We start from the raw sequence: 23,887 nt of genomic DNA on the forward strand, positions 1-23,887 counted from the left end.
CAAATGTACGCACTCTTGACGCGAAGCAGCCACTACCGATCCGGGAAGGGCCGCATGACGGACCGCTACCTCGACGTGCTGAACCCCGCGACCGGCCAGGTGATCGAGCAGGTCGCCGCAGCCGGGCACGAGGAGGTCGACGCCGCGGTCAGAGCCGCCCGCCGGGCCTTCGACGAGGGTCCGTGGCGGCGGACGACCGCCACCGAACGCGGTGCCTTACTGCGTAAGGTAGCCGCCCTCCTGGTCCGCGACCGCGAAGAACTGGCCCGCACCGAGAGCCTCGACACCGGCAAGACGCTCGGCGAGGGCGGCATCGACATCGACGACGTCACAGGCGTCTTCCGCTACTACGCCGACCTCGCCGACAAGGACGCCGGCCGCCTGGTCGACGCGGGCAGCGCGACCGTCGTCAGCCGGATCGTGCACGAGCCCGTCGGCGTCTGCGCGCTGATCGCGCCGTGGAACTACCCGCTGCTGCAGATGTCCTGGAAGGTCGCGCCGGCGCTGGCCGCGGGCAACACCGTCGTGCTCAAGCCCAGCGAGGTCACGCCGCTGACCACGATCAAGCTGGTCGCCCTGCTCGAAGAGGCCGGCGTGCCGGACGGCGTCGTCAACCTGCTGCTCGGCGACGGCCGGGTCGGCGCGGCGATGGTCGAGCACCCGGGTGTCGACCTGGTCTCCTTCACCGGCGGCTACGCGACCGGCGAGAAGATCATGACGGCCGCCGCGAAGGGCGTCCGCCGGGTCGCCCTGGAACTCGGCGGCAAGAACCCGAACGTCGTCTTCGCCGACGCCGACTACGACACCGCGCTGGACTACGCGCTGATGGCCGCGTTCGTCCACTCGGGACAGGTCTGCTCGGCGGGTGCGCGCTTGATCGTCCAGGACGGGATCCACGACCGGTTCGTCACCGACCTCGCCGCGCGCGCCGACCGGATCCGCGTCGGCGACGGCCTCGACCCCTCGACCGAAACCGGCCCGCTCGTCTCGGCGCAGCACCGCGCCAAGGTCGAGGGCTACATCGAAAGCGCTCTCAAAGAAGGCGCGACGCTGCGGGCGGGCGGCAAGCGGCCCGAAGGACCCGAGTACGAGAAGGGCTTCTTCCTGCGTCCGACCGTGTTTTCGGACTGCACGAGGGACATGGCGGTCGTCCGGGAAGAGGTCTTCGGCCCGGTCGTCACCGTGGAACGCTTCACCGACGAGGCCGACGCGATCGCGCTGGCCAACGACACCGAGTACGGGCTCGCCGGAGCCGTGTGGACGTCGGACGCGTCCCGCGCCCAGCGCGTCGCCGGGGCCCTGCGCCACGGCACCGTGTGGATCAACGACTACCACCCCTACCTTCCGCAGGCGGAGTGGGGTGGTTTCGGCAAGTCGGGCATCGGCCGCGAGCTCGGGCCGTCCGGGCTGGCCGAGTACCAGGAGAGCAAGCACGTCTACCAGAACATCGATCCCGTTCCGCAGCACTGGTTCAAGGGCTGATTCCCCCTTCCCCCACCACGTGAGGACGTTGCCATGACCACTCGGGAAATACCGGCGGGCGGGGGGCCTGCTGCCGACGACAGTTCCGACCTCGAGAAGTTCGGCTACCGCCAGGAGCTCGAGCGCTCGCTCGGGTCGTTCTCCAGCTTCGCCGCCGGGTTCAGCTACATCTCGATCCTGACCGGCGTGTTCCAGCTCTTCTTCTTCGGCTTCGGCTCGGGCGGGCCGGCGTTCATCTGGACGTGGCCGCTGGTCTTCCTCGGCCAGTTCGCCGTCGCCCTGTGCTTCGCCGAGCTGGCCGGCCAGTTCCCGCTCGCCGGGTCGGTGTACCAGTGGGCCAAGCAGATCGCGAAACCCGCGACGTCGTGGCTGGCCGGCTGGATCATGATCATCGGTGCCATCGTCACCGCCGGCGCCGTCGCGGTGGCCTACCAGATCATCCTGCCGCAGGTGTCGACCGCGTTCCAGATCGTCGGCAGCGACTCCGACGCCGGCCTGACGTCCACCCCGGGCGGGGCGCAGAACGCCATCATCCTGGCCGTGATCCTGATCGTGTTCGCGACGATCGTGAACATCATCGGCGTCAAGCTGATGGCGAAGATCAACAACTTCGGCGTCGCGGTCGAGCTGGGCGCGAGCATCCTGCTCGTCATCGCGCTGGCCATCCACATCAAACGCGGCCCCGGCCTCGTCTTCGACACCGCGGGCACCGGCGAGGGTCACTCCTTCGGGTACCTCGGGGCGTTCCTGGTGGCGTCGCTGATGAGCGCGTACGTCTTCTACGGCTTCGACACCGCCGGTTCGCTGGCCGAGGAGACGACGCAGCCGCGGCGGCACGCGCCCCGCGCGATCCTGCGGGCCCTCGCGGCCGCGTTCATCGTCGGCGGCCTGATCATGCTGTTCGGCATGATGGCGGTGGGCAACCTCAAGGCCGACGAGCTGAGCACGTCCGGCATGCCGTACCTGCTCAAGAGCACCCTCGGCGAAGGACTCGGCGACGCGTTCCTGATCTGCTCGGCGATCGCGATCACCGTGTGCTGCCTGGCCGTGCAGACCGCGGCCATCCGGATGACGTGGGCGATGGCCCGCGACGGCCGCCTGCCCTTCAGCAAGGCGATGGCGAAGGTGTCGCCGCGGTCGAAGACGCCGGTGCTGCCGGCGCTGCTGACCGGCGGCCTCACGATCGTCGTGCTGCTGATCAACCTCGGCAACCAGCGGGCGTTCTTCATCCTGACCTCGACCGCGATCATCCTGTTCTACATCCCCTACCTGATGGTCACCGGCCCGATGCTGGTGCGCCGCCTGCGCGGGCACTGGCCGCGGCCGGAGCACGGCCCGTACTTCAAGCTCGGCCGCTGGGGCACGCTGGTGAACCTCGTCGCGGTCGTCTACGGCGGGGCGATGACGGTCAACCTGATCTGGCCGCGCGCCGAGGTCTACGGCGACGACCACTGGTACTTCCAGTGGGGCGCGGTGATCGTCACCGGGCTGATCGTGATCATCGGTGCGATCATGCTGTACGTCCGGCGCCGCACCTGGGGTTCGTCGCACACGAGCCCCGAGCACATGCCCGACAACGCCCCGGACACGCTGCCCGGCTAGGAGGACGCATGAGTTCCGATACCTACGACTTCGTCATCGTCGGCGGTGGCTCGGCGGGCTGCGCGCTGGCGAACCGGCTCTCGGCCGACCCTGCGAACAAGGTTCTCGTCCTGGAGGCGGGCCGGTCGGACTACAAGTGGGACGTCTTCATCCACATGCCGGCCGCGCTGACGTTCCCGATCGGGTCGAAGTTCTACGACTGGGGCTACCGCAGCGAACCCGAGCCGTTCATGAACCGGCGGCGCATCTACCACGCGCGCGGCAAGGTGCTCGGCGGGTCGTCAAGCATCAACGGGATGATCTTCCAGCGCGGCAACCCGCTGGACTACGAACGCTGGGGCGCCGACGCGGGAATGTCCACTTGGGACTACGCGCACTGCCTGCCGTACTTCAACCGGATGGAGAACTGCCTCGCCGACCCGCCGGACGGGAAGTGGCGCGGGCACGACGGTCCTTTGGAGCTGGAGCGCGGCCCGGCGTCGAACCCGTTGTTCCAAGCCTTCTTCGACGCCGCCGAGCAAGCGGGCTACCCGCGCACCGACGACGTCAACGGCTACCGGCAGGAGGGCTTCGCGGCCTTCGACCGCAACGTCCGAAAAGGACGGCGGTTGTCCGCCGCGGGTGCGTACCTGCACCCGGTGATGAACCGGCCCAACCTGACCGTGAAGACGCACGCGTTCGTGTCGCAGATCCTTTTCGACGGCACTCGCGCGATCGGCGTCGAGTACGCACAGGGCCGCAACGCACCGGCCGAGGTGTACGGCAAGGAGATCATCCTCTGCGGCGGCGCGATCAACAGCCCGCAGCTGCTGCAGCTCTCCGGCGTCGGGAACGCGGCCGAACTGGAGAAGCTCGGCATCGACGTCGTCAAGGACCTGCCGGGCGTCGGCGAAAACCTGCAGGACCACCTGGAGGTGTACATCCAGTACGCCTGCAAGCAGCCGGTGTCGATGCAGCCGTCGCTGGCGAAGTGGAAGCGTCCGTACATCGGCGCGCAGTGGCTGTTCCTGCGGTCCGGGCCGGCCGCGACCAACCACTTCGAGGGCGGCGGGTTCGTCCGGTCCAACGACGAGGTGAAGTACCCGAACCTGATGTTCCACTTCCTGCCGGTGGCGATCCGTTACGACGGTTCGGCGCCGACGGGCGGCCACGGCTACCAGGTGCACGTCGGCCCGATGTACGCCGACACCCGCGGCTCGGTGAAGATCACCTCGACCGACCCGCGGCGGCACCCGGCGATCAAGTTCAACTACCTGTCCACCGAGAACGATCGCCGCGAATGGGTCGAAGCGGTCCGGGTGGCGCGGAAGATCCTCAACCAGTCCGCGCTCGACCCGTTCAACGACGGGGAGATCTCGCCGGGGCCGTCGGTCGAGACGGACGAAGAGATCCTCGACTGGGTCGCCAAGGACGCCGAGACCGCGCTGCACCCGTCGTGCACGGCCAAGATGGGCGTGGACGAGAAGTCCGTCGTCGACCCGCAGACCATGCGGGTGCACGGCACCGAGGGCCTGCGCGTGGTCGACGCGTCGGTGATGCCCTACATCACCAACGGCAACATCTACGCGCCGGTGATGATGACCGCCGAGAAGGCCGCCGACCTGATCCTCGGCAACACCCCGCTCGCCCCGATCAAGACGCCGTTCTACCGGCACGGGGAGAACTAGCCCGGACGTCGCAGCGCCCGTACCGCCATCCTCGGTACGGGCCTTCGGCGTGCCCGGGATACCCGTTACCCGGTAACGGAAACTACCCGGGCGTACCCCTTGACGACGTCCTTCCCGGGACTCAGACTTTGTTGCGGATCACAGTTGATGTTCCTTTATGCGCAACAGTCGGAGGCGTCATGATTCGCGCGTGCACCGTGGACGAGCTGCCCCCGGGCGAGTCCGTCCGGATCCCCGGACCGCCCGCGATCGCGGTGTTCCACACCGAGGAGGGCGAGCTGTACGCCATCGGCGACACGTGCACCCACCAGGACGCCTCCCTGGCCGACGGCTGGCTCGAAGGCTGCTTCGTCGAGTGCCCGCTGCACGCGGCGCTGTTCGACCTGCGCACGGGCATGCCGACGTGCCTGCCGGCCAAGGACCCGGTCCCGACGTACGCGGTCGTCGTCGACGAAGGCGTCGTCTACGTGCGGGGCGTGGCCGGCGAGGACGCGGCGTGAAGCGCATCGCGGTCGTCGGCGCGTCGCTCGCCGGGGTCCGCGCGGCGCAGGAGCTGCGCGCGCAGGGGTACGACGGCGGGATCGTGCTGATCGGCTCCGAAGCCCACCTGCCGTATGACCGGCCGCCGCTTTCGAAGGCCTTCCTGGCCGGAACCGTTTCCGCGGCGTCGTTGGAACTGCTCGACGCCGGGGATCTCGCTTCGCTGGCGCTGGACTTCCGGCTGGGCGTGCGGGCGACGGCGGTGGAGCCTGCCGCGCGTCGAGTGCTGCTGTCGGACGGCGGGTCGGTGCACGCGGACGGCGTCGTCATCGCGACCGGCGGCCGCGCGCGGACCGTGCCCGGCTGGTCCGGGGTGCACACGCTGCGGACCGTCGACGACGCGCTGGCCCTGCGCGCGGCCTTGGTGCCCGGGGTGCGGGTGGTGGTGATCGGCGCCGGGTTCATCGGGGCCGAGGTGGCCTCGACGTGCCGGTCGCTGGGCCTCGACGTCACGGTGCTGGAGGCGCTGGACGCGCCGATGGCGCCGGTGCTGGGCCCCGCGCTGGCGGCGGTGTGCGCCCGGCTGCACCTCGATCACGGCACGGACCTGCGCTGCGGCGTCTCGGTGACAGCCGTGGGCCCGGCGGGCGTCCACCTGGCCGACGGTTCCCTCGTCCCGGCCGACGTGGTCGTGGCGGGCATCGGCATGACCCCGGCGACGGAGTGGCTGGCGGGGTCCGGGCTCACCGTCTCCGTCGGGGTTTGCGTGGACACGGGCCTGGTGACGTCGCTGCCGAACGTGGTCGCGGTCGGCGACGTGGCCCGGTACGGCGGACGGCGGCACGAGCACTGGACGAACGCGTCGGAGCAGGCACCGGTCGCGGTGGCGAACCTGCTGGCCGGGCGGACGTCACGCACCTACTCGCCCAGCGGGTACGTCTGGTCGGACCAGTATTCGGGGCGGTTGCAGCTGGCCGGTCACCCGTCGCCGGCCGACACGTTTTCCGTCGTCGATGGTGAGCTGTCTTCGTCGTCGTTCGCGGCGGTGTGGCAGCGGAACGGGGAGACGGTGGGGGTGTTCGCGTTGAACAACGCGAAGCTGTTCAACCGCCTGAGGCGGCCACTTCGCCGGCCGGCGGTCGTCTGAAAGTCTCAACCGGGGTTTCAAAGATACGCTTCAGCCGCATGGAGCTGACACTGGACGAGCTGCGGGCTCTGACGGGCTGGGCGGCCGACTGCGCGGCGCGGGTGTTGCCGTTGGTGCCGGATCCACGCCCGGCGGCGGCGATCGCGGCGGCGCGGGAGTTCGCTTCGGGAGGCCCGCGCACTCGCGCATTGCGGACGGCGGCCTGGGAAGCGTTGGCGGCGAGCAAGACTTCGGACCCGGCGGCCGCGGCGGCGGCCCGTGCGGCGGTGGGTGCGGCGGGCGCGGCTTACCTGCACCCGCTGGAGTCGCCGCACCAGGTGAAGCACATCGTCGGCCCCGCGCAGCAGGCGGCGTTGGCCCGCGAACTGGCGGGTGGTTCCGCCTCGGACGAGGTGGCCTGGGCGCTGTCGCAGGCACCACCGGAGGTGGGCTCGCTCTTGCGGAAGTTCCCACCGGGCAGGCCGGGCAAGACCCGCCTGGGCGAGCTGCACCGCCAGTTGGAAGCGGCGCTGCGCGGCTGAGCTGCCTACAGCGAGAGTTCGTCCAGATCCGACTCCAGGCGCGCCCGCCAGGTCCAGCGCCGCTCCGTCGTGTCCGCGTCCTCGGGCGGCGGGCCCAGCGGGAGTGCCTGGTCGGTGATCCCGAACGTCACCCGGTAAGCCAGCACCGACGCCGCCGTGCGGATCCACGCGTCGCCGGATGCCCCGGCCGGCGGGGCCACCCCCAACGCGTGACCGAACCACGTCGGCAACAGCGCGTTCGACCCCAACGCGTCGGTGATCCGCGTCCGCAACCGAACCTGCAGGTCATGCCAGGCGCGCTCGGCCCGCTCCAGCTGCGGGACCACCCGCGCCTCCACCGCGTCCGCTTCCCGCAACGCCAGCCGGGCCTGGTCCGCCGCCGCGACGGCCGCCGGGATCTCCTCGTCCAGCAACGTCCGGCGCCGCGTCGACAACGCCCGCAACGTCGACTCCGCGTCCCCGCGAGCGCGCGAAGCACGGTCCGTCGATGCCAAAACCCTGATGACCTCCAGCAAGTCGGCGTCGCAGCGGGACAACGCCGCCTGCACCGAAGAAAGGCGCGTGATCTCGTCGGAGTACCGCGCCCGCTGCTCCTTCGTGACCAGCTCCTTGTGCAGGTCGTCCCACCGCGCCGCCTCCGCCGCCAACGCACGCGTCTCCGCGCCGACGTCGTCGAGGTTCACCTGCGGCACCCCGTCGGACACGCGGACCGCGCGCTCCAGGGCCTGGACCTGCTGCTGCAGCCGGTCGAGCCGCCTGCCGAGCAGGTCGAGCCGGTCCTCCTGCCGCTGCGCGCCGCCGGTCTCGAGGCGCTCGGTCAGGTCGGCGACGTCCTGGCCCAGGCGGTCGTCGGCCTCGCGCAGCCCGTCGACCGCCGCGAACAGCTCGTCGAGGTCGCGCCGCGTGGTGTCCACGGGCTCGACGTACTCCTGCGCGAACTCGGGGTCGTCGCCGTAGGTCGCGTAGCCGTGGCTCACGGGATCCGGCTTTCCCGCCACAGCAGCCCGCACGTGACCGCGACGCCCAGCGCCGTCAAAACCGTGCAGACCACCGCCCCGGACCACGGGATCAGCGCGAGGACCAGCAGGACCGCCGTGACGCACCCCGCCCACGCCCCGCGCGTCCGCGAGCGGATGACGTCGCCGACGCGCCGGACCGGCCCGAAGCCGATCCACAGCCCGGCCGCGAACAGCGGCACGAGCGCGAACAGCCAGACCGGCGACAGCACGTCGAACAGCACCAGCGCCGCGGCGACCAGCGGCACCAGCACCGGCGCGGCCGCGTAGTACACGACCGCGCGCTGCGTCGCCGCGTGCCGGGACTCGAGCTCGGCGTTCGCGAGCCGGTGCTTCGCCTCGTCGAACGCCACCTCGGCGTCGAGCAGCCGGTGCGCCGTCGCGACGAGTTCGTCCATCGCCTCGACGTCGGCGGGCGGCGTCGCCAGGCCGGCCCGCAGGTCCTGCTTGAGCCGGCCCACGCGGGTTTCCGCCTGGTCGCGGTCGTGCTGGGCTGGAGTCGTCACGCGAACACTGTAAGTGCCACGGCCGTCACCTCCGGCCAATCCGGCCGGTGCGTCTACAAATCCCCGAGGGCGGTGACCGGCGACTCCACGCAGTCGGCGACGAACCGCAGGAACCCGCCGGCCGTCCCGCCGTCGCAGACGCGGTGGTCGAAGGCCAGCGTCAGCTCGCAGACCTTCCGCACGCCCAGCGCGCCGTCGACCACCCACGGCCGGTCGATGATCCGGCCGATGCCGAGGATCGCGGCCTCGGGGTGGTTGATGATCGCCGCGGAGCCGTCGACGCCGAAGACGCCGTAGTTGTTGACGGTGAACGTGCCGCCGGTGAGGTCCGCGGGCGCGAGCTTGCCGTCCCGCGCGGTGCGGGCCCGGTCGCCGATCGCCGCCGAGAGGTCCCGCGTCGACAGCGTCCCCGCGTCCCGCACGACCGGCACGACCAGCCCGCGGTCGGTCTGCGCGGCGAACCCGAGGTGGATCTCGTCGAGCAGCACGATCTCGTCGCCCTCGACGCGCGAGTTCAGCTCGGGGTACTTGCGCAGCCCCGCGACGGCGAACCGCGCGATCAGCCCGAGCAGGCTGACCGGCCGGTCGGACCTGGCGTTCAGGGCCGCGCGCGCCGCGACCAGCTCGGACGCGTCGACGTCCACCCAGACGGTCGCCTCGGGGATTTCGCGCCGCGAGGTCGTGAGCTTGTCCGCGACGGCCTTGCGAATCCCGGTGAGCGGAATCCGGCGGCCCACCGGCTTCGGTTTCGTGAGTGCCGCCTCGACGTCCGCGCGCCGGATGATCCCGTCCGCGCCGGCCGGGGTCAGCCGAGCGAGGTCGATCCCGTTGTCCGAAGCCAGTTTCCGGACGAACGGCGAGATCACGCCGGGCGTCTTCACGACCACCTTCGGTTCGACGCGGCGGGCGCGCTTGCGCCGGGTCGCGGGCGCGGTGCCGTAGCCGATGAGGACGTTGCCGCTGCCGGACGAAGTCGTCACGCCGGGTTCGGCGAACCCGCCAACGGACAGCAGCGGCGCGCCGACCGGCAGCAGCTGCCCCGGCTCGCCGTGCAACGCGGACACCACGCCGGCGAACGGCACGGGCACCTCGACCGCGGCCTTCGCCGTCTCGACCTCGACGACGATCTGGTCGACCTCGACCGTGTCGCCGACGCCGACGTGCCAGTTCAGGATCGCCGCCTCGGTCAGTCCTTCGCCGAGGTCGGGCAGCAGGAAGTCAGGCACCGGCCACCACCGGGGTGTCGTCCCACTGCAGGCGCGCGATCGTGTCGAGGATCCGGTCGACGTCCGGCAGCGTGTGCCGCTCCAGCTTCGGCGCCGGATAAGGGATGTCGAGGCCGGTCACGCGCAGCACGGGCGCGTGGAGCTGGTGGAAGCACTGCTCGGTGACGCGCGCGACGACCTCGGCGCCGTAGCCGCCGAAGCCGGCGGCCTCGTGGACCACGACGGCCCGGCCGGTGCGGCGCACGGACGCCGTCACGGTCTCGTCGTCGAACGGGCTCAGCGAACGCAGGTCGACGACCTCGACGTCCCAGCCCTCGTCCTTCGCGGCTTCGGCGGTCTCCATCGCGGTGGCGACCATCGGGCCGTACGCGATGAGCGTGACGTCCTTGCCGCTCTTGCGCACCACGGCTTTGTCCATCGCCGGGCCGTTGCGGGTGAAGGTGACCTCTTCGCCCGACCAGTAGCGGGCCTTCGGCTCGAGGAAGACGACCGGGTCCGGCGACTCGATGGCGTCGCGGAGCAGGTCGTAGGCGTCCTGCGCGGTGCCCGGCGTGACGACGCGCAGGCCCGGCGTGTGCGTGTAGTAGACCTCGCTGGAGTCGCAGTGGTGCTCGACGCCACCGATGCCGCCGGCGTACGGAATCCGGATGACCATCGGCAGTTCCAGCGCGCCGCGGGTGCGGTTGCGCAGCTTCGCGACGTGCGAGGTGATCTGCTCGAACGCGGGGTAGGCGAAGGCGTCGAACTGCATCTCGACGACCGGGCGGAAGCCGCCCATCGCCATCCCGACGGCGAACCCGACGATGCCGGATTCAGCTAGCGGAGTGTCGAAGCAGCGGTCCTCGCCGAAGTCGGCGGTGATGCCGTCGGTGACCCGGAAGACGCCGCCGAGCGTGCCGACGTCCTCGCCGAAGACGAGGACGCGGTCGTCGTCCTTGAGCGCGTCGCGCAGGGCCGCGTTGAGCGCCTGCGCCATCGTGGTCGTCATCAGGCCTCCAGTTCGGCTTCGAGGGCGGCCCGCTGGGCTTCGAGGTGGCGGGTCGGCTCGGCGTAGACGTGGTCGAACAGGGACATCGGGTCGAGCTCGGCGTCGGCGTTGAGGGTGTCGCGGACGGACTGGGCGAACTCTTCGGCTTCTTCCCGGTACTGCGCGACTTCGTCTGGGCTCAGCGCGTCCCCGAGGTAGGTCTCGAGCCGCTTGAGCGGGTCGGTTTCGCGCCACTTCGCGACTTCGTCCGCGTCGCGGTAGCGGGTGGCGTCGTCGGCGTTGGTGTGGGCGTCGATGCGGTAGGTGTGGGCTTCGACGAGCACCGGGCCCTTGCCTTCGCGAGCGTGCTTGACGGCGTCGTCGAGGACGGCGAGGACCGCGACGGCGTCGTTGCCGTCGACCTGCTCCGAGCGCATGCCGTAGCCGATCCCCTTGTACGCGAGGGCGGGCGCGGCGCTCTGCTTCTCGAAGGGGACGGAGATGGCGTAGCGGTTGTTCTGCACGAAGAACACGACGGGCGCCTTGAAGACCGCGGCGAAGTTGAGGGCCTCGTGGAAGTCGCCTTCGCTGGTGGCGCCGTCGCCGATGAGCGCGAGCGCGACGGCGTCCTCGCCGCGTCGCTGCAGGGCGTGCGCGAGGCCGGCGGCGTGCAGGGTCTGCGTCGCGAGCGGAGTGCATTGGGGCGCTACGCGCGTCTCGGCGGGGTTGTAGCCGCAGTGCGCGTCGCCGCGAAGCAGCGTCAGGACTTCGCCGGGCTTCAGGCCGCGCGCGACGAGGGCGACGGAGTCCCGGTAGGTGGGGAAGAGCCAGTCCTGGTCCTGGAGCGCGAGCGCGGCGGCGACCTGGCAGGCCTCCTGGCCGGCGCTGGAGGGGTAGACGGCGAGGCGGCCCTGCTTGGTGAGGGCGGTCGCCTGGACGTCGAACCGGCGGCCCAGGACCATCAGCCGGTAGGCGGCTTTGAGGCGGTCTTTCGCGGGCTCGGCGTAGCCGCCGTGCTGGTCGACGCGGGTCCCGTCCTCGGCGACGAACCGCACGGGGGACGCGGAGGGCAGCAGGGTTTCCACGGGCACCACCTCTCGCAGACATATGATGCTCGAATGGTGGTTCTCGACGGTCTTCTGTTCAAGGGTTCGACGAAATGAGCGACAAACGGTCTCCAGACGACCCTTCTGCAGACCAAACGTCTTCCTCGGACCCGGCCCGCGGCGGCCTGCCGGGACGAACGGTCCCGGCCCTCGACGAGGTCGACCGCGCGATGCTGGCGGAGCTGTCCGCGGACGGCCGCCTGGCGGTCCGCGCACTGGCGGAGAAGCTGCACATCTCGCGCACGAACGCGTACGCGCGCTTGGAGAGGTTGATGGCGGAGGGGGTGATCACGGGGTTCGGCGCCCGCATCGACCCGCGCCGGTCGGGCCTGGGGACGTCGGCGTACATCATGGTGACGGTCGAGCAGACGTCCTGGCGCACGATGGCGACGGACCTGCACGAGATCCCGTACGTGGACCACGTGGCGTTGGTCGGCGGCGACTTCGACATCCTGCTGCTGGTCCGGACGCCGGACAACCAGACTCTCCGGGACGTGGTGCTGGAGCGGTTGCAGGCGCTGGAGGGGGTGCGGTCGACGCGGACCTGGTTGATCTTCGAGGAGCTGCCGGGTTCGGTCCTCGGCTGAGCTTGGATCAGTCGAAGTCCTCGTACGCGGGCCGCGGCTTCCACTCCGGCGGGGTGTAGGGGACGCCGTCCAGCTCGACGAACCGCGCGGTCACGACCGAAGTCGACCCCGGCAGGTAGGCCTCGTCGGCGAAGCTCGCGCGCGAAGTCCGCGCTGCCGCTGAACGACACCTCGCTGAAGATGGCTTTGCCCGGCGATCGTCCTCGGCCAGCAGCTCATACGGCATGCGCAGGTAGGCGCTGAGCACGTTCACGATGGTCTGCCGGTGGGCGGGGTTGTCCTGCGTCCGCGTTGACTTGCTCGCGCAAGAGGAGGTCGTTGCGCTTCGTGGCCAGGTTCACCCGGTCGGCCCCGAAACCCCCTACGCTGCGCGCATGGGCTACACCTGCACCAGCTGCGGCGAGCACCACGACGATCTTCCGTTCGCCTACGGCGCCCCAGCCCCGGCGTTCTGGCAGGACGGCGCCGGCGACGTCCTCGAACCCGAACGCTGCGTCATCGGCGGTCAGCACTTCTTCCTCCGCGGCCGCCTGGTCCTCCCCGTGCTCGACGCCGACGAGGACTTCGAGTGGGGCGTCTGGGTCTCCGTCAGCAAGGACAACTTCTTCCGCGCCGAGGAACTCTGGGACAGCCCCGAGCACACAGCCGAACCGCCGTACTTCGGCTGGCTCGCGACCGAGCTGCCCGGCTACGAACCCGGCACCCTCAACCTCAAGACGCACCTGCACACCCGCCCGCCGGGCGAACGGCCGCTCATCGAAGTCGAGCCGACCGGCCACCCGCTCGCCGTCGAGCAGCGGGACGGCGTCACGCTCATCCGGGTGCAAGCCGTCGCCGAGATGCTGCTGCACGCCTGACAGGCGGGCAAAACCGCTGCCCGCGAGCACCCTTGCCTTTCACCACCCCACCGATTAAGCAGGACTCCACGTGACCCCGTCGCCGGGCGAGTCTTATTTTATGCCGAGAAATAACTACCTCGAAACCTATTGACGCCGCTCCCCTCACCCGGTGAGGATCGGCCGGTCCGCCGTTCATCGCAGAATGGACCAGACCATGGCCAGAAGATCCCGCGCGTGGGTCCGTGCGCGCCGAAGTTCGCTCGTCACCTTGATGAGCCTGAGTCTGCTGGGCGGGATCGCCCAAGCGACGCCGGCCCAAGCCGACGCACCGGCCCAGCCCGTCATCGGCCAGCCGGCCAAGGACAAGGACGGCTGCGCCAAGATCGAGAACAGCCTGCCCACCCTCGCCGACTGGCCGAAGGTCGACAGCCGGTTCAAGGGCAAGGCCGACGACGAGGCGCGCATCGCCAAGATCCTCGCGGGCATGACCCTCGAGGAGAAGGTCGGGCAGATGACGCAGCCCGAGATCACCTCGATCACGCCCGACGAGGTCAAGCAGTACGCCATCGGCTCCGTCCTCAACGGCGGCGGCGCGTGGCCCGGCGGCAACAAGCACGCCACCCAGCAGGACTGGCTGAACCTCGCCGACGCCTACTGGAACGCCTCCAAGACCAGCCGCACCAAGATCCCCGTCATCTGGGGCATCGACGCGGTGCACGGCAACAACAACGTCTACGGCGCGACCGTGTTCCCCCACAACATCGGGCTCGGCGCCGCGCACGACCCGTGCCTGGTCCGCGACGTCGCCGGCGCGACCGCGCGGCAGATCCGCGCCACCGGCCAGGACTGGGCCTTCTCGCCCACCCTCGCCGTCGTGCAGGACGACCGCTGGGGCCGCACCTACGAAGGCTTCTCCGAGGACCCGCGCATCACGCGTTCCTACGGCTTCGAGGCCATCAACGGCCTCCAGGACGGCGCCACCAAGCGCATCGGTTACAACGGCGTCATCGCCACCGCCAAGCACTTCATCGGTGACGGCGGCACGATCAAGGGCCAGGACCAGGGCGTCAACCCGTCGTCCGAAGCGGATATGATCAACATCCACGGCCAGGGCTACTACGGCGCGCTCGCCGCCGGCACCCAGACCGTCATGGTGTCGTTCAACAGCTGGACCAACACCGACCTCGGCATCAACGAGGGCAAGCTGCACGGCAGCGACAAGGCGCTGAACCAGATCCTCAAGGGCAAAATGGGCTTCGACGGCCTCGTCGTGTCCGACTGGAACGGCATCGGCCAGGTCACCGGCTGCACGAACTCCTCGTGCCCGCAGGCGATCAACGCCGGCATCGACATCGTGATGGTGCCCGCCGACTGGAAGGCGTTCATCACCAACACGATCGCCCAGGTGCAGAGCGGCCAGATCCCGATGGCGCGGATCGACGACGCCGTCACCCGCATCCTGCGCGTCAAGATCCGCGACGGCCTGTTCGAGTCGCAGAAGCCGTCCGACCGCTCCTACGCGAACTCCGACGAGGCGCTGAAGGACAACTGGCTGGCCCGCGACGCCGCGCGCGAGTCGCAGACGCTGCTGAAGAACAACGGCAACGTGCTGCCGCTCAAGCCGAAGTCGAAGGTCCTGGTCGTCGGCAAGAGCGCCGACAACATCCAGAACCAGACCGGCGGCTGGACGCTGAGCTGGCAGGGCACCGGCAACACCAACGCCGACTTCCCGAACGCCACCTCGATCCTGACCGGGATCAAGCAGGACCTCGGCGACGCGAACGTCACCTTCGACGCCACCGGCGACGTCAGCCCGGTGGGCTACGACGCCGTCATCGCGGTCATCGGCGAGACGCCGTACGCCGAGGGCGTCGGGGACCTGACCCGCAAGACCCTCGAGGCGTCGAAGCTGTACCCCGAAGACCTGGCCGTGCTGGACAAGGTCAGCGGCAAGGGCACCCCGGTCGTCACCGTGTACGTCGGCGGCCGCCCGCTGTACATGAACAAGGAGATCAACCGCTCCGACGCGTTCGTGGCGGCCTGGCTGCCCGGCACCGAGGGCGGCGGCGTCGCCGACATGCTGGTCAAGGGCAAGGACGGCACGGGCTACCAGGGCACGCTGTCGTACTCGTGGCCGAAGAGCGCGTGCCAGTCGCCGCTCAACCCGTGGTCCCCGGACTACGACCCGCTGTTCAAGCTGGGCTACGGCCTGAAGAGCGGCCAGCGCGTCACGATCGGCCAGCTGGACGAGAGCCCGGGCCCCGCGGCCTGCGGCACGACCGGCGGCGGCGGCACGGCGACCGAGGACCTGTCGCTCTACGACCGCACGGATGTGGCGCCGTACAAGAGCTTCATCGGCTCGGCGTCCAACTGGGGCGGCACGGAGATCGGCCCGGACGGCACGGCTTCCCACCCGGAGATCACCACGGTTCCGACGGACGTCAACGTGCAGGGAGACGGCCTGAAGACGACGTGGACCGGCACGGGCGCGGCCCAGTTCTACCTCCAGAACCCGGCGGGCACGAACGATCTGCGCAGCTACTTGAACGCGGACGGCGCACTCGAGTTCGACACGATCGTCCAGCAGGCACCGACCAACCGGACGGTGATCAGCATGCACTGCGTCTACCCGTGCTTCTCCGAGGTGAACGCGACGAAGCTGTTCACCGACCTCGCGGGCGGCGCGAAGACGACGGTGAAGATCCCGTTGTCCTGCTTCAACAACGGGCTGGACTTCGAGAACATCAACACCCCGTTCCTGGTGTACACGGACGCCGCGTTCCAGGCGTCGTTCGCGAACGTGCGCTGGGTGCCCAACGGGGCGAAGGATCCTGATGCGAGACCTTGTTCGAGTTTGACCTGACCGGCGACCGGGCCGGGAGCGCAAAGCTCCCGGCCCGGTTTTCGTTTCAGGCGTCGAGCTCGGCACGTTCGGCCAGCAGAGCTCCTATCAGCCGTCGCGCCCATGCAACCGCCACAGCGTGCTTACCTTCGACACGCAGGCGCTGAATGTGTTCGACACATTCGTCGACTCCCAGGTCCTCCGCTGGAGGCAAACGCTCCGGCTTCGCCAGGTTTACATCTCTCCGCCTGCGGTTGTCGGCACTCAACCGTGTCCAGGCACGCATGACCTCGTCGATCTGGTCGTGCCGCAGACCACAGCCTCTCATGAACAGCTGAACCTGTGCAGCATCGACCGGAAGGCCAGTTCGTGTAGCCGACACAAGGCTGTACGCGGAACTTCGGGCGATCGACGTCTTCGCCGCCACCTGTCCCGCTGTCATGCCGGACTTCTTCAGCACGAGCCGAAGCATGGCCGCGAATTCGGCCACGGTAGCCAACGTCATTTCATCCGGCTTCAACACCACCCTGCTGGCCGTGGTGAATGTCTCAGGCATGCGCTCAACGACCTTCTTCAACATGGGCCGAATCCGAAGATTGTCGCGCTTCATCGGACGAGAATTTCCCAGCCGCCGGTTAACCACGGGCAGAGTCATATGTTACCCACCGCCTCGACACCAAGTCGGAATCGCAAATCCAGAACGATCAGCGGCTTTTTCACAGAAGAAGCGGCCGGAACGCCGGCACAGACGAGAAGTATGAGCACAACACGCTCGTTGTCGTCGCCGAGCAGGTGAAGACCGAGCAAGAGCGACACCGCGATCACCAAGGCAGCGGCACGGCCCGCCGCTGTGATCGGTGACTCACCCGCGATCAGTGCGCACGGCGGGTGCTGGTTCGAAGGCATGATCAACGCTCCAGGGGTTGCAGCGCCTCGAGGTGCCCGGGCGACGATCGAGTCGGTGAAGTCGGAGACGCCGGATCTCACGCACGGCGCGAGGTGGCACTCGACGCCGGGCGTTCCCTGCCTCAGCGGCACCTCATAGGCGGGGACGATCCGATACTCCCACCGAAGTCCGCCAACACGCACCTATCAGACGAAGAACGAGTCCAAGGAGCAGCAGAGTGTCCAAAACTCCGTCCATCGAACGGATCAGTTTTCTTGAAGTTTTCCCAGCTCAGGCAGGAATAGGCCGAGCTGGCACACAATTCCGGTATATACCAGTATTAGCCGTACGAGGCGCGCTCTGCTATTGGTGTGTACGCGCACCGCAGCGCGGTGCCAAGGGGTGTCCGGAGTCTAGACGGTGAAGTCGGAGCACGGACCCGGACGAGCGGCCGGTGGCACGGCGGCTCGTCACCCGAGGGCTCGGAGGTTCCGCACCGGATCTCCGAGCTCCCGGCCCGATTTTCGTTTCACCGGGCGAAACCCGCGTTCATCGCCACGCTCAGCGCCTGCTCCGAAAGCTCCGAACGCGTCAACCGCGCCACCACCCGGCCCCGCTGGAAAACCAGTACCCGGTCACAAAGCTCGCACAGCTCGGCCAGATCCGTCGACGCCAGCACGACCGGCTTCCCGGCAGCAGCAAGGGAATCGATCACCGCGTGCATCTCAGCCCGCGCTCCCACATCGACACCACGGGTCGGGTCGTCCAGCACCAGAACCCGAGGGTCGGCTTCCAGCCACTTCGCGAACACCACCTTCTGCTGGTTCCCACCGGACAATGTGGACACCAGGTCGTAAGGCCCACCCCGAATCCGCAACCGGTTGATCAAGCCGCGCGCGGAAGAAACGTGCGCGCGGCGGTGCTGCCACCACCCGCCTCGGCCGGCTCCGAGCCACGCCGCCGCGCTTGTGTTGCGCCACACCGGCTGGTCGAGCATCAAGCCGTAGCGCTTGCGGTCGCTCGGGACGAACGCCACTCCCGCGCGGACCGCGGCCCGTGGCGAGCGCGGTGTGCCGGGCCTGCGCGCCCGGCCGGACAGCGCTGCCAGCACCTCCAGGTGGCCCGCGCCCTGCAGACCCGCCAGTCCGACTATTTCCCCCGGGGCCACCGAAAACAGGTCGCCGACCACGAGCGCTGGTGGTCCTTCGTGAGAAAACTGGCGCCGGATCGGCGGAGCCACCACCCGGTCGCCCAGCATCGCCGTCACCACCGCGTCGAGGTCCACCGACTCCGCGTCCACCCCGGCCAGCACCGCACGGCCGTCGCGCAGCACCGTCACCCGGGACGCGATCCGCAGCACCTCCTCCAGGAAGTGCGACACGTACAACACCGCCACCCCGCGCGCCACCAGCCGGCGCAGCACGCCCATCAGCCGCTCCACGGCGTCCGCCGGCAACGCCGACGTCGGCTCGTCCAGGATCAGCACCGACGGCTCCCGCAGCAACGCCCGGCCGATCTCCAGCAGCTGCTGGTCGGCCAGCGACAGCGAACCCGCCCGGACGCCGAGCGGGACGTCCAGGCCCAGCTCCGCCAGCACCGGCGCGGCGAGCAGGGCCATCCGCCGCCTGCTGACCAGCGGGCCGCGTCGCGGCGGGTCCAGCGGGAACAGGTTCTCCGCCACCGTCAGGTCGGGGAACACCGTCAGCTCCTGCGCCACCAGCGCGACCCCGCGACCGGAGGACGACACCGAGCCCGCGTCCGGCCGCAGCACCCCGGAAAGGATCTTCACGAGCGTCGACTTGCCCGCGCCGTTCTCCCCCACCACAGCGTGCACCTCACCCGGCGCCAGCGAAATGTCCACTTCGGACAGTGCGGTGACGCCGCCGTAGTACCGGGTCAGGCCGTGAGCGCGCAGCACGTCAACGAGCCTCGGCCAGGGGACGGACCAACGCGGTGGGGTTCGCCAGGATGCGGTCGATTTCGGGCTTGTAGAAGTCGTACGCGGCCTGTGGCGAGGTCTGGCGCTCGATGACGGCGTCGATGTTCGACGAGTCCACGACCAGCCCCGGCATCCGCAACCACCCCTGCGGCAACGGTTTCTTCTCCTTGACCGACCGGATCAGCAGCGCCGTCACGACGTACCCCTTGAGGAAGTGCTCGGGGTCGATGGTGACGAAGTCGAGGCCGTCCTTGACGCCCTGCAACGTCTTCGCGTCGACGTCCGCGCCCGCGACGAGGTACTTCCCGTTCTCCGTCTGCTTGATCTTCGCGAGGTCGTAGCTGTCCGCGTCGCCGACGCCGAGGAACGCCAGCGCGCCCGGGTTCGCGTGCACCAGCGCGGCCCACGCGCCGTAGTTCTGGTTCGGGTCGCTGTAGGTCTGGAACGGCCCCAGCACGGTGATCCCCGGCGCCTTCGCGTTCAACGTCTCCTTGATGCCGCGGGCCCGGCTGTCCAGCACCGGCGTCCCCGGGTTCGGGACGCCGACCACGACCGTCCCGGACGGGTTGGCGGGCAAGCGCTTCAGCAGTTCCGAGGCGAGCTGGACGCCGAGGTCGTAGTTGTCGTTGCCGACGTAGAACGTGATCTTGCTGCCGTCGGTGGGCGCGGTGTCCAGCGCGACCACCGGGACGCCGCGGTCGATCGCGGTCGCCGCCGGGCGGGTGAAGATCGGCGGGTCGAGGTTCTCCAGCACCACGCCGTCCGGGTTGGTCTGCGTGAGGTTGGTGAACAGCTGCTGCTCGGCCGGGCCGTCGGTGTTGGGCGGCCCGACGGCCTTGAAGTCGACGCCGCCTTCGTGCTGCGCCGCGGTTTCCGCGCCTTCGACCATCTCGTGGGCGAAGTTGAGGCTGATGTTGGCGACGGCGATGCCCATCTTCAGGTTGCCGCCGCCACCCCCGCCGGAACTACCGCACGCGGTCGCGGTCAGGCACGCGATCAGGGCCAGGATCGGGATGCGTTTCACGGAATCTCCTAGTGGACCGGCCGCGCGTGCGGCGCAGCACGCTGTCGAAGGCGACGGCGACCAGGATCACCGCGCCGGTGGCGAACGTCGTCCAGTTGATCGGCACCTGCAGGAACACCAGGCTGGCCGCGACGGTGGTGAGGATGAGGTTGCCGAGCACGGCACCGGGCACCGAGCCGCGGCCGCCGGCGAGCGGGGTGCCGCCGATGATGCACGCGGCGATCGCGGTCAGCTCGTAGCCGTTGCCGACGGTCGGGTCGCCCGCGGTGAAGAACGCCAGCCCGAGCACGGCCGCGACGCCGCCCATGAAGCCGGACAGGCCGAGCGCGGCGATCCGCGTCCGGGCGATCGGCAGGCCGCTGAACTCGGCCGCGTCCGGGTTGGACCCGATCGCCCGCACCCGCGCCCCGAACCGGGTCAGGGTGAACACGACGGTGAGCGCGATCGTCGCGGCCAGCAGTACCCACACCGACGTCGGCGCGCCGGCGAAGTCGCCGCCCAGGACGCTGAAGAACGCGTGGTCCAGAGGCATGCCGCTGATCTGCTTGCCGTCGGCCAGCGCGAGCGCGGCGCCGCGGAAGAGCAGCGCGGCGGCGAGGGTGACGATGAACGACGGCAGCCGCAGGTACGTCGTGATCGCGCCGTTGAGGCAGCCGAGCGCGGTCGCGACGAGCAGGATCGCCGGCAGCGCGAGCCACGGCGACCAGCCGTCGCGGATCAGCACCGCGCCCAGCACGATGCCGAGCGCGTACTGCCCGCCCAAAGACAGGTCGACTTCGCGCATCGCGAGCGGGAAGACCATGCCGCAGGCCATCAGGCCGACGTAGACCGAGCTCTGCGCGGTCGACAGGAGGTTGACCGGGCGCAGGAAATCCGGGTGCGCCAGGCCGACGGCCCCCACCAGCACGGCCAGGACCAGCACGACGCCGAATTCGTCGCGGTACCAACGCACGGCCGGAGTGGTCATGGCCGCGAAGGTCACCAGGCGGGGCCCGGTTCGGCAAGACGCGCGTTTCGGTGGGTGAAACGGTGGCCTTGCCGCGCCCCGGCGCCGGCCGCCACGCTGCCCGCCATGCCGTCCAGCCGCGTCGCCGTGGTCACCGGGGCCGCCCGCGGGCTCGGCCAGGAGTTCGCCGTCGCGCTCGCCGGGCTCGGTCACCGCGTGGCCGGCTGGGACGTGGCCGACCAGGCCGAGACGTCCGCGCGGGTGGTCGCCGCGGGCGGGGAGTTCCTGCCGGTGACGGTCGACGTGACGCACCCGGTCGCCGTCGAAGCCGCCGTCGAGCAGGTCGTGACCGCCTTCGGCGCGCTGCACATCGTCGTGAACAACGCCGGGATCTACCCGCCGATCACGTTCGAAGAGACCACTGTGGACGATTGGCGCGACGTCATGCGGCTCAACCTGGAGGGCCCGTTCCTGGTCACCCGGGCCGCGCTGCCGCACCTGCGGGCCGCCGGCTGGGGCCGGGTCGTGAACATCGTGTCGGCCGTCGTCTTCCTCGGCCCGCCGGACCTGGTCGCCTACACGACGTCGAAGGCGGGGCTGGTCGGGTTCACGCGCGCGCTGGCCAACGCCGTCGGCCCGGACGGGATCACGGTGAACGCCATCGCGCCCGGGCTGGTGACGACCGCGACCGCCGCGCGGACGACCGGCGCCGGCGGCGGGTTCGAGCGCGTCCGGGCCAGCCAGGCGGTCCCGCGCACGGAAAGCCCGGCGGACCTGGTGTCGACGCTGCGGTACGTCTGCGACGAGGGCAGCGGGTTCCTGACCGGCCAGATGCTGAACGTGGACGGCGGGTCGGCGTTCCATTGAGGGGGCGGTGTGAGCCAGCTGCTGGGCGCCGGCGAGGCGGCCGTGGTGACGCGGGTGTGCGAGCTGCTCGTCCCCGGCTCCGCCGCCGCCCGGCCGGACCGGTACCTCGCCGCGACCCTGCCCGGCCTGTCCCCCGCCGACGAGGACGCGGTGCACGCGGCGATCGGGGTCATGGCGGGGGTCGCGGACGCGCCGTCGCTGGCCCGGCTGGCCGGGAGCGCCGCCTTCGACCGGTTCCGGCAGCTGGCGATCGAAGCGGGCTACGGCGACCACGCGCCGCCGGGCCGGCGAGGGTCCGATCGGGCCGATGTGCTGGTCGTCGGCGCCGGCGGCGGGGCGATCGCCGCGGTGCTGGCCGCGCGCGGGGCCGACGTGCTGCTGCTCGACAGCGGCCCCGGCCGCGCCTGTTTCGTGTCCACAGTGGACGAAGAGTCGATCGGGCCGCCCACCGCGTCCGGCCCGGCGAGGGCCGAGCGCGCACCCGCGTCGGACGTCGCGAAGTTCCACGAGCGCACCGGGCTGCTCGGCGCGGCGGGCCCGTTCGGGCCGGCCGACCTCGAACCGTGGTACGAACGCCCGGTGCCGGCGTCCGGGGCGCGGGTGCGCCGTCGGCACGATGTCCGGCGCGTCCTGGTCGACACGTCGGGTCCGCGCCCGAAGGCGACGGGCGTCGCCTACACGTGCGACGGGGACGACGGCGTGCTGCTGGCCCCGGTCGTGGTGCTCGCGGCCGGTCCGCTCGCGACCCCCCGGATCCTGTTGCAGACCCACGAAACCGCCGAAATCGACGCACCGTCGGCGCGGTTGACCGGGCGGACGCTGGGCCTGCGCCCGGCCCGGCTGGTGTACGGCCTGCACGCCCGGGCACCGGCCCGCCACGCGGGCGCGGGGTTCGCCGCCGAACCGGCCGCGCTGCCCGACCCGGTCGCCTTCGCCGCCGGCCTCGTCGACACCGGGCACCGGCCGCTGTGGGGCGGCCGGCTGGCCGAGGTCGTGCGCGGCCACCCGGGTTGGACGGGCGTGCGGGTGCTGGTCACCGACGACAACACGGCCGTCGCCGGCCTCGGCGTCGAAGGCGAGGTCGTCGTGGGCAAGCGGTTCTCCGCGGCCGAGCGGCGACGGCTGGCCGGGGCTCTGGAGTTCGCGGTGGAGCGCCTGCGCGCGGCCGGGGCCCGGGATGTCGTGTGGAGTGGCCTGTTCGCGGCGCACCCGCAAGGCGGCGCGCCGATGGGCGATGATCCGGCCCGCTCGGTCGTGGGCCCGGACGGGCGGTCCCACGACGTCGACGGCCTGTACGTCGCCGACGCGTCGTTGCTGCCGGCCGTGCTTTCGGTCGCCCCCGAACTGACTGTGCGCGCGCTGGCCGCGAAGGTCGCCGAGGCGATCCGGTGACCGCTCGGCTCACCGGCGTTGCCTCGCCGGGACCACCGGCTCATCATCACGGGATGACCGGCCCGCCGAAGTCCGTGCTCGCCCGCGGCCTGACGCTGCTGGACGCGTTCGCCTCGGCCGACACGACGTTGTCGCTGGCCGAGCTGACGGCGCGGACGGGCCTGCCGAAGCCGACCGTGCACCGGCTGGCCGCCGAGCTGGTCGGGTGGGGCGGGCTGGAGCGCACCGACGGCCGCTACCGGCTCGGCATGAAGCTGTTCGAGCTCGGCCAGCGCGTGCCGCGACGGCGTGACCTGCGCGAAGCCGCGCTGCCGTACCTGGAGGACCTGTACGAGGCGACGCACGAGAACATCCACCTCGCGGTGCAGGACGGCCCGCACACGCTGTTCTTGGAGAAGGTGAGCGGCCGCCGGTCGATGCCGATCGAGTCGCAGGTCGGCGGCAAGCTGCCGCTGCACTGCACCGCGACCGGCAAGGTGTTCCTCGCGCTCGGCTCGCCCGACTGGTTCCGCCGGGTCGCGGTCGGCGGGCTGGCGCGCTGGACGCCGCGCACGATCGTCGCGCCCGGCCGGCTGCGGCAGGAGCTGAGCCGCGCGGCGGCGAGCGGCTACGGCGTCAACCACGAGGAGTACGAGGTCGGCGTGTCGGCGGTCGCCGCGCCGGTGTTCGACGCGCGCCGCCGGGTCCTAGCGGCGCTGTCGATCACGGGCAACGCGGCGAAGCTCGACCTCGACCGGCTCGCCCCGGCGGTCCGGACGGCGGCGCTGGCGCTGTCCCGGGAGCTGGCGCTCGCGCCGGTGCGAAATCCCCTGGATCGCGGCTGAGCGGCGCCGACAGAATGGGGA

At 70.6% G+C, this 23,887-nt stretch carries 23 protein-coding genes; 12 read left to right on the forward strand and 11 right to left on the reverse strand.

Going from position 1 to position 23,887, the window contains the following annotated elements; all coding sequences use genetic code 11:
* Positions 1-54: 54 nt before the first annotated feature.
* From ACIQWX_RS31835 to ACIQWX_RS31860, 6 genes are all read left to right on the forward strand, one after another.
* Positions 55-1,482: an aldehyde dehydrogenase family protein gene (locus ACIQWX_RS31835; RefSeq protein WP_400878901.1), complete on the forward strand. Its 1,428-nt coding sequence runs from the start codon at positions 55-57 to the stop codon at positions 1,480-1,482.
* A 33-nt stretch (positions 1,483-1,515) separates the two neighbouring features.
* Positions 1,516-3,084, forward strand: coding sequence for an amino acid permease (locus ACIQWX_RS31840; protein WP_400878903.1), 1,569 nt, complete (start codon positions 1,516-1,518; stop codon positions 3,082-3,084).
* Between the two features lie 8 nt (positions 3,085-3,092).
* A complete protein-coding gene (gene betA / locus ACIQWX_RS31845; protein WP_400878906.1) occupies positions 3,093-4,751 on the forward strand; it encodes a choline dehydrogenase in 1,659 nt (552 codons plus the stop codon).
* Positions 4,752-4,930: 179 nt separating this feature from the next.
* Entirely contained in the window at positions 4,931-5,251 is a 321-nt protein-coding gene (locus ACIQWX_RS31850; RefSeq protein ID WP_400878909.1) for a bifunctional 3-phenylpropionate/cinnamic acid dioxygenase ferredoxin subunit, read from the forward strand.
* Complete coding sequence (locus tag ACIQWX_RS31855) at positions 5,248-6,378, forward strand: NAD(P)/FAD-dependent oxidoreductase (RefSeq protein ID WP_400878912.1); 1,131 nt, start codon at positions 5,248-5,250, stop codon at positions 6,376-6,378. The genes ACIQWX_RS31850 and ACIQWX_RS31855 overlap by 4 nt, the downstream gene beginning before the upstream one ends.
* A 38-nt stretch (positions 6,379-6,416) precedes the next feature.
* A complete protein-coding gene (locus ACIQWX_RS31860) occupies positions 6,417-6,899 on the forward strand; it encodes a putative immunity protein (RefSeq protein ID WP_400878915.1) in 483 nt (160 codons plus the stop codon).
* Positions 6,900-6,904: 5 nt separating this feature from the next.
* Here the strand turns inward: ACIQWX_RS31860 and ACIQWX_RS31865 are convergent, their stop codons facing one another.
* From ACIQWX_RS31865 to pdhA, 5 genes are read right to left on the reverse strand one after another with little or no spacing between them, the layout of a single operon-like run.
* On the reverse strand, positions 6,905-7,876 hold the full coding sequence (locus ACIQWX_RS31865; RefSeq protein WP_400878917.1) for a hypothetical protein: 972 nt from the start codon (positions 7,874-7,876) through the stop codon (positions 6,905-6,907).
* Positions 7,873-8,421: a hypothetical protein gene (locus ACIQWX_RS31870; protein WP_400878919.1), complete on the reverse strand. Its 549-nt coding sequence runs from the start codon at positions 8,419-8,421 to the stop codon at positions 7,873-7,875. The genes ACIQWX_RS31865 and ACIQWX_RS31870 overlap by 4 nt, the downstream gene beginning before the upstream one ends.
* 53 nt (positions 8,422-8,474) lie before the next feature.
* A complete protein-coding gene (locus ACIQWX_RS31875; protein ID WP_400878922.1) occupies positions 8,475-9,647 on the reverse strand; it encodes a dihydrolipoamide acetyltransferase family protein in 1,173 nt (390 codons plus the stop codon).
* Positions 9,640-10,635, reverse strand: a complete 996-nt coding sequence (locus tag ACIQWX_RS31880) for an alpha-ketoacid dehydrogenase subunit beta (RefSeq protein WP_400878925.1) — start codon at positions 10,633-10,635, stop codon at positions 9,640-9,642. The genes ACIQWX_RS31875 and ACIQWX_RS31880 overlap by 8 nt, the downstream gene beginning before the upstream one ends.
* Positions 10,635-11,705, reverse strand: a complete 1,071-nt coding sequence (gene pdhA, locus ACIQWX_RS31885) for a pyruvate dehydrogenase (acetyl-transferring) E1 component subunit alpha (protein WP_400878928.1) — start codon at positions 11,703-11,705, stop codon at positions 10,635-10,637. The genes ACIQWX_RS31880 and pdhA overlap by 1 nt, the downstream gene beginning before the upstream one ends.
* A gap of 68 nt (positions 11,706-11,773) precedes the next feature.
* On the opposite strand from pdhA, the gene ACIQWX_RS31890 reads away from it, so the two are divergent.
* Positions 11,774-12,307, forward strand: coding sequence for an Lrp/AsnC family transcriptional regulator (locus tag ACIQWX_RS31890; RefSeq protein WP_400878931.1), 534 nt, complete (start codon positions 11,774-11,776; stop codon positions 12,305-12,307).
* 7 nt (positions 12,308-12,314) lie between these two features.
* On the opposite strand, the gene ACIQWX_RS31895 is transcribed toward ACIQWX_RS31890, so the two are convergent.
* Entirely contained in the window at positions 12,315-12,560 is a 246-nt protein-coding gene (locus ACIQWX_RS31895) for a hypothetical protein (RefSeq protein WP_400878933.1), read from the reverse strand.
* A gap of 121 nt (positions 12,561-12,681) precedes the next feature.
* On the opposite strand from ACIQWX_RS31895, the gene ACIQWX_RS31900 reads away from it, so the two are divergent.
* Positions 12,682-13,164: a DUF2199 domain-containing protein gene (locus ACIQWX_RS31900; protein WP_400878936.1), complete on the forward strand. Its 483-nt coding sequence runs from the start codon at positions 12,682-12,684 to the stop codon at positions 13,162-13,164.
* A 253-nt stretch (positions 13,165-13,417) separates the two neighbouring features.
* A complete protein-coding gene (locus tag ACIQWX_RS31905) occupies positions 13,418-16,009 on the forward strand; it encodes a glycoside hydrolase family 3 protein (RefSeq protein WP_400878939.1) in 2,592 nt (863 codons plus the stop codon).
* A gap of 46 nt (positions 16,010-16,055) precedes the next feature.
* Here the strand turns inward: ACIQWX_RS31905 and ACIQWX_RS31910 are convergent, their stop codons facing one another.
* The 5 genes from ACIQWX_RS31910 to ACIQWX_RS31930 form a co-directional block, all read right to left on the reverse strand.
* Positions 16,056-16,568 (reverse strand): hypothetical protein, encoded by a 513-nt coding sequence (locus tag ACIQWX_RS31910; RefSeq protein WP_400878941.1) that lies wholly within the window; start codon positions 16,566-16,568, stop codon positions 16,056-16,058.
* Between the two features lie 71 nt (positions 16,569-16,639).
* The gene (locus tag ACIQWX_RS31915) at positions 16,640-16,894 is read right to left on the reverse strand and encodes a hypothetical protein (protein WP_400878944.1); all 255 of its coding nucleotides are present in this window, start codon (positions 16,892-16,894) and stop codon (positions 16,640-16,642) included.
* A gap of 509 nt (positions 16,895-17,403) precedes the next feature.
* Positions 17,404-18,792 carry a sugar ABC transporter ATP-binding protein gene (locus tag ACIQWX_RS31920; protein ID WP_400878947.1) on the reverse strand — a complete coding sequence of 463 codons (1,389 nt, stop codon included), beginning with the start codon at positions 18,790-18,792 and terminating at the stop codon, positions 17,404-17,406.
* A 1-nt stretch (position 18,793) separates the two neighbouring features.
* Positions 18,794-19,837: a sugar ABC transporter substrate-binding protein gene (locus ACIQWX_RS31925; protein WP_400878950.1), complete on the reverse strand. Its 1,044-nt coding sequence runs from the start codon at positions 19,835-19,837 to the stop codon at positions 18,794-18,796.
* Positions 19,779-20,804, reverse strand: a complete 1,026-nt coding sequence (locus tag ACIQWX_RS31930) for an ABC transporter permease (RefSeq protein WP_400878953.1) — start codon at positions 20,802-20,804, stop codon at positions 19,779-19,781. The genes ACIQWX_RS31925 and ACIQWX_RS31930 overlap by 59 nt, the downstream gene beginning before the upstream one ends.
* A gap of 105 nt (positions 20,805-20,909) precedes the next feature.
* On the opposite strand from ACIQWX_RS31930, the gene ACIQWX_RS31935 reads away from it, so the two are divergent.
* From ACIQWX_RS31935 to ACIQWX_RS31945, 3 genes are read left to right on the forward strand one after another with little or no spacing between them, the layout of a single operon-like run.
* A complete protein-coding gene (locus ACIQWX_RS31935) occupies positions 20,910-21,650 on the forward strand; it encodes an SDR family NAD(P)-dependent oxidoreductase (protein WP_400878955.1) in 741 nt (246 codons plus the stop codon).
* 9 nt (positions 21,651-21,659) lie between these two features.
* Positions 21,660-23,042 carry a GMC oxidoreductase gene (locus ACIQWX_RS31940; protein WP_400878957.1) on the forward strand — a complete coding sequence of 461 codons (1,383 nt, stop codon included), beginning with the start codon at positions 21,660-21,662 and terminating at the stop codon, positions 23,040-23,042.
* A gap of 53 nt (positions 23,043-23,095) precedes the next feature.
* A complete protein-coding gene (locus tag ACIQWX_RS31945) occupies positions 23,096-23,866 on the forward strand; it encodes an IclR family transcriptional regulator (RefSeq protein ID WP_400878960.1) in 771 nt (256 codons plus the stop codon).
* Positions 23,867-23,887: the final 21 nt, after the last annotated feature.

Origin of the sequence: Amycolatopsis sp. NPDC098790 (assembly GCF_044759945.1) — a bacterium.
GTDB lineage: Bacteria > Actinomycetota > Actinomycetes > Mycobacteriales > Pseudonocardiaceae > Amycolatopsis.

Excerpts from the sequence above, each read along its gene's own strand:
- ACIQWX_RS31860 (WP_400878915.1), top strand. The coding sequence starts at position 6,417 with ATGGAGCTGACACTGGACGAGCTGCGGGCTCTGACGGGCTGGGCGGCC.
- ACIQWX_RS31890 (WP_400878931.1), top strand. The coding sequence starts at position 11,774 with ATGAGCGACAAACGGTCTCCAGACGACCCTTCTGCAGACCAAACGTCT.
- ACIQWX_RS31905 (WP_400878939.1), top strand. The coding sequence starts at position 13,418 with ATGAGCCTGAGTCTGCTGGGCGGGATCGCCCAAGCGACGCCGGCCCAA.
- ACIQWX_RS31835 (WP_400878901.1), top strand. The coding sequence starts at position 55 with ATGACGGACCGCTACCTCGACGTGCTGAACCCCGCGACCGGCCAGGTG.
- ACIQWX_RS31910 (WP_400878941.1), bottom strand. The coding sequence starts at position 16,568 with ATGTTGAAGAAGGTCGTTGAGCGCATGCCTGAGACATTCACCACGGCC.
- ACIQWX_RS31915 (WP_400878944.1), bottom strand. The coding sequence starts at position 16,894 with ATGCCTTCGAACCAGCACCCGCCGTGCGCACTGATCGCGGGTGAGTCA.
- ACIQWX_RS31850 (WP_400878909.1), top strand. The coding sequence starts at position 4,931 with ATGATTCGCGCGTGCACCGTGGACGAGCTGCCCCCGGGCGAGTCCGTC.
- ACIQWX_RS31930 (WP_400878953.1), bottom strand. The coding sequence starts at position 20,804 with ATGACCACTCCGGCCGTGCGTTGGTACCGCGACGAATTCGGCGTCGTG.
- betA (WP_400878906.1), top strand. The coding sequence starts at position 3,093 with ATGAGTTCCGATACCTACGACTTCGTCATCGTCGGCGGTGGCTCGGCG.
- ACIQWX_RS31880 (WP_400878925.1), bottom strand. The coding sequence starts at position 10,635 with ATGACGACCACGATGGCGCAGGCGCTCAACGCGGCCCTGCGCGACGCG.
- ACIQWX_RS31840 (WP_400878903.1), top strand. The coding sequence starts at position 1,516 with ATGACCACTCGGGAAATACCGGCGGGCGGGGGGCCTGCTGCCGACGAC.
- ACIQWX_RS31935 (WP_400878955.1), top strand. The coding sequence starts at position 20,910 with ATGCCGTCCAGCCGCGTCGCCGTGGTCACCGGGGCCGCCCGCGGGCTC.
- ACIQWX_RS31945 (WP_400878960.1), top strand. The coding sequence starts at position 23,096 with ATGACCGGCCCGCCGAAGTCCGTGCTCGCCCGCGGCCTGACGCTGCTG.
- ACIQWX_RS31900 (WP_400878936.1), top strand. The coding sequence starts at position 12,682 with ATGGGCTACACCTGCACCAGCTGCGGCGAGCACCACGACGATCTTCCG.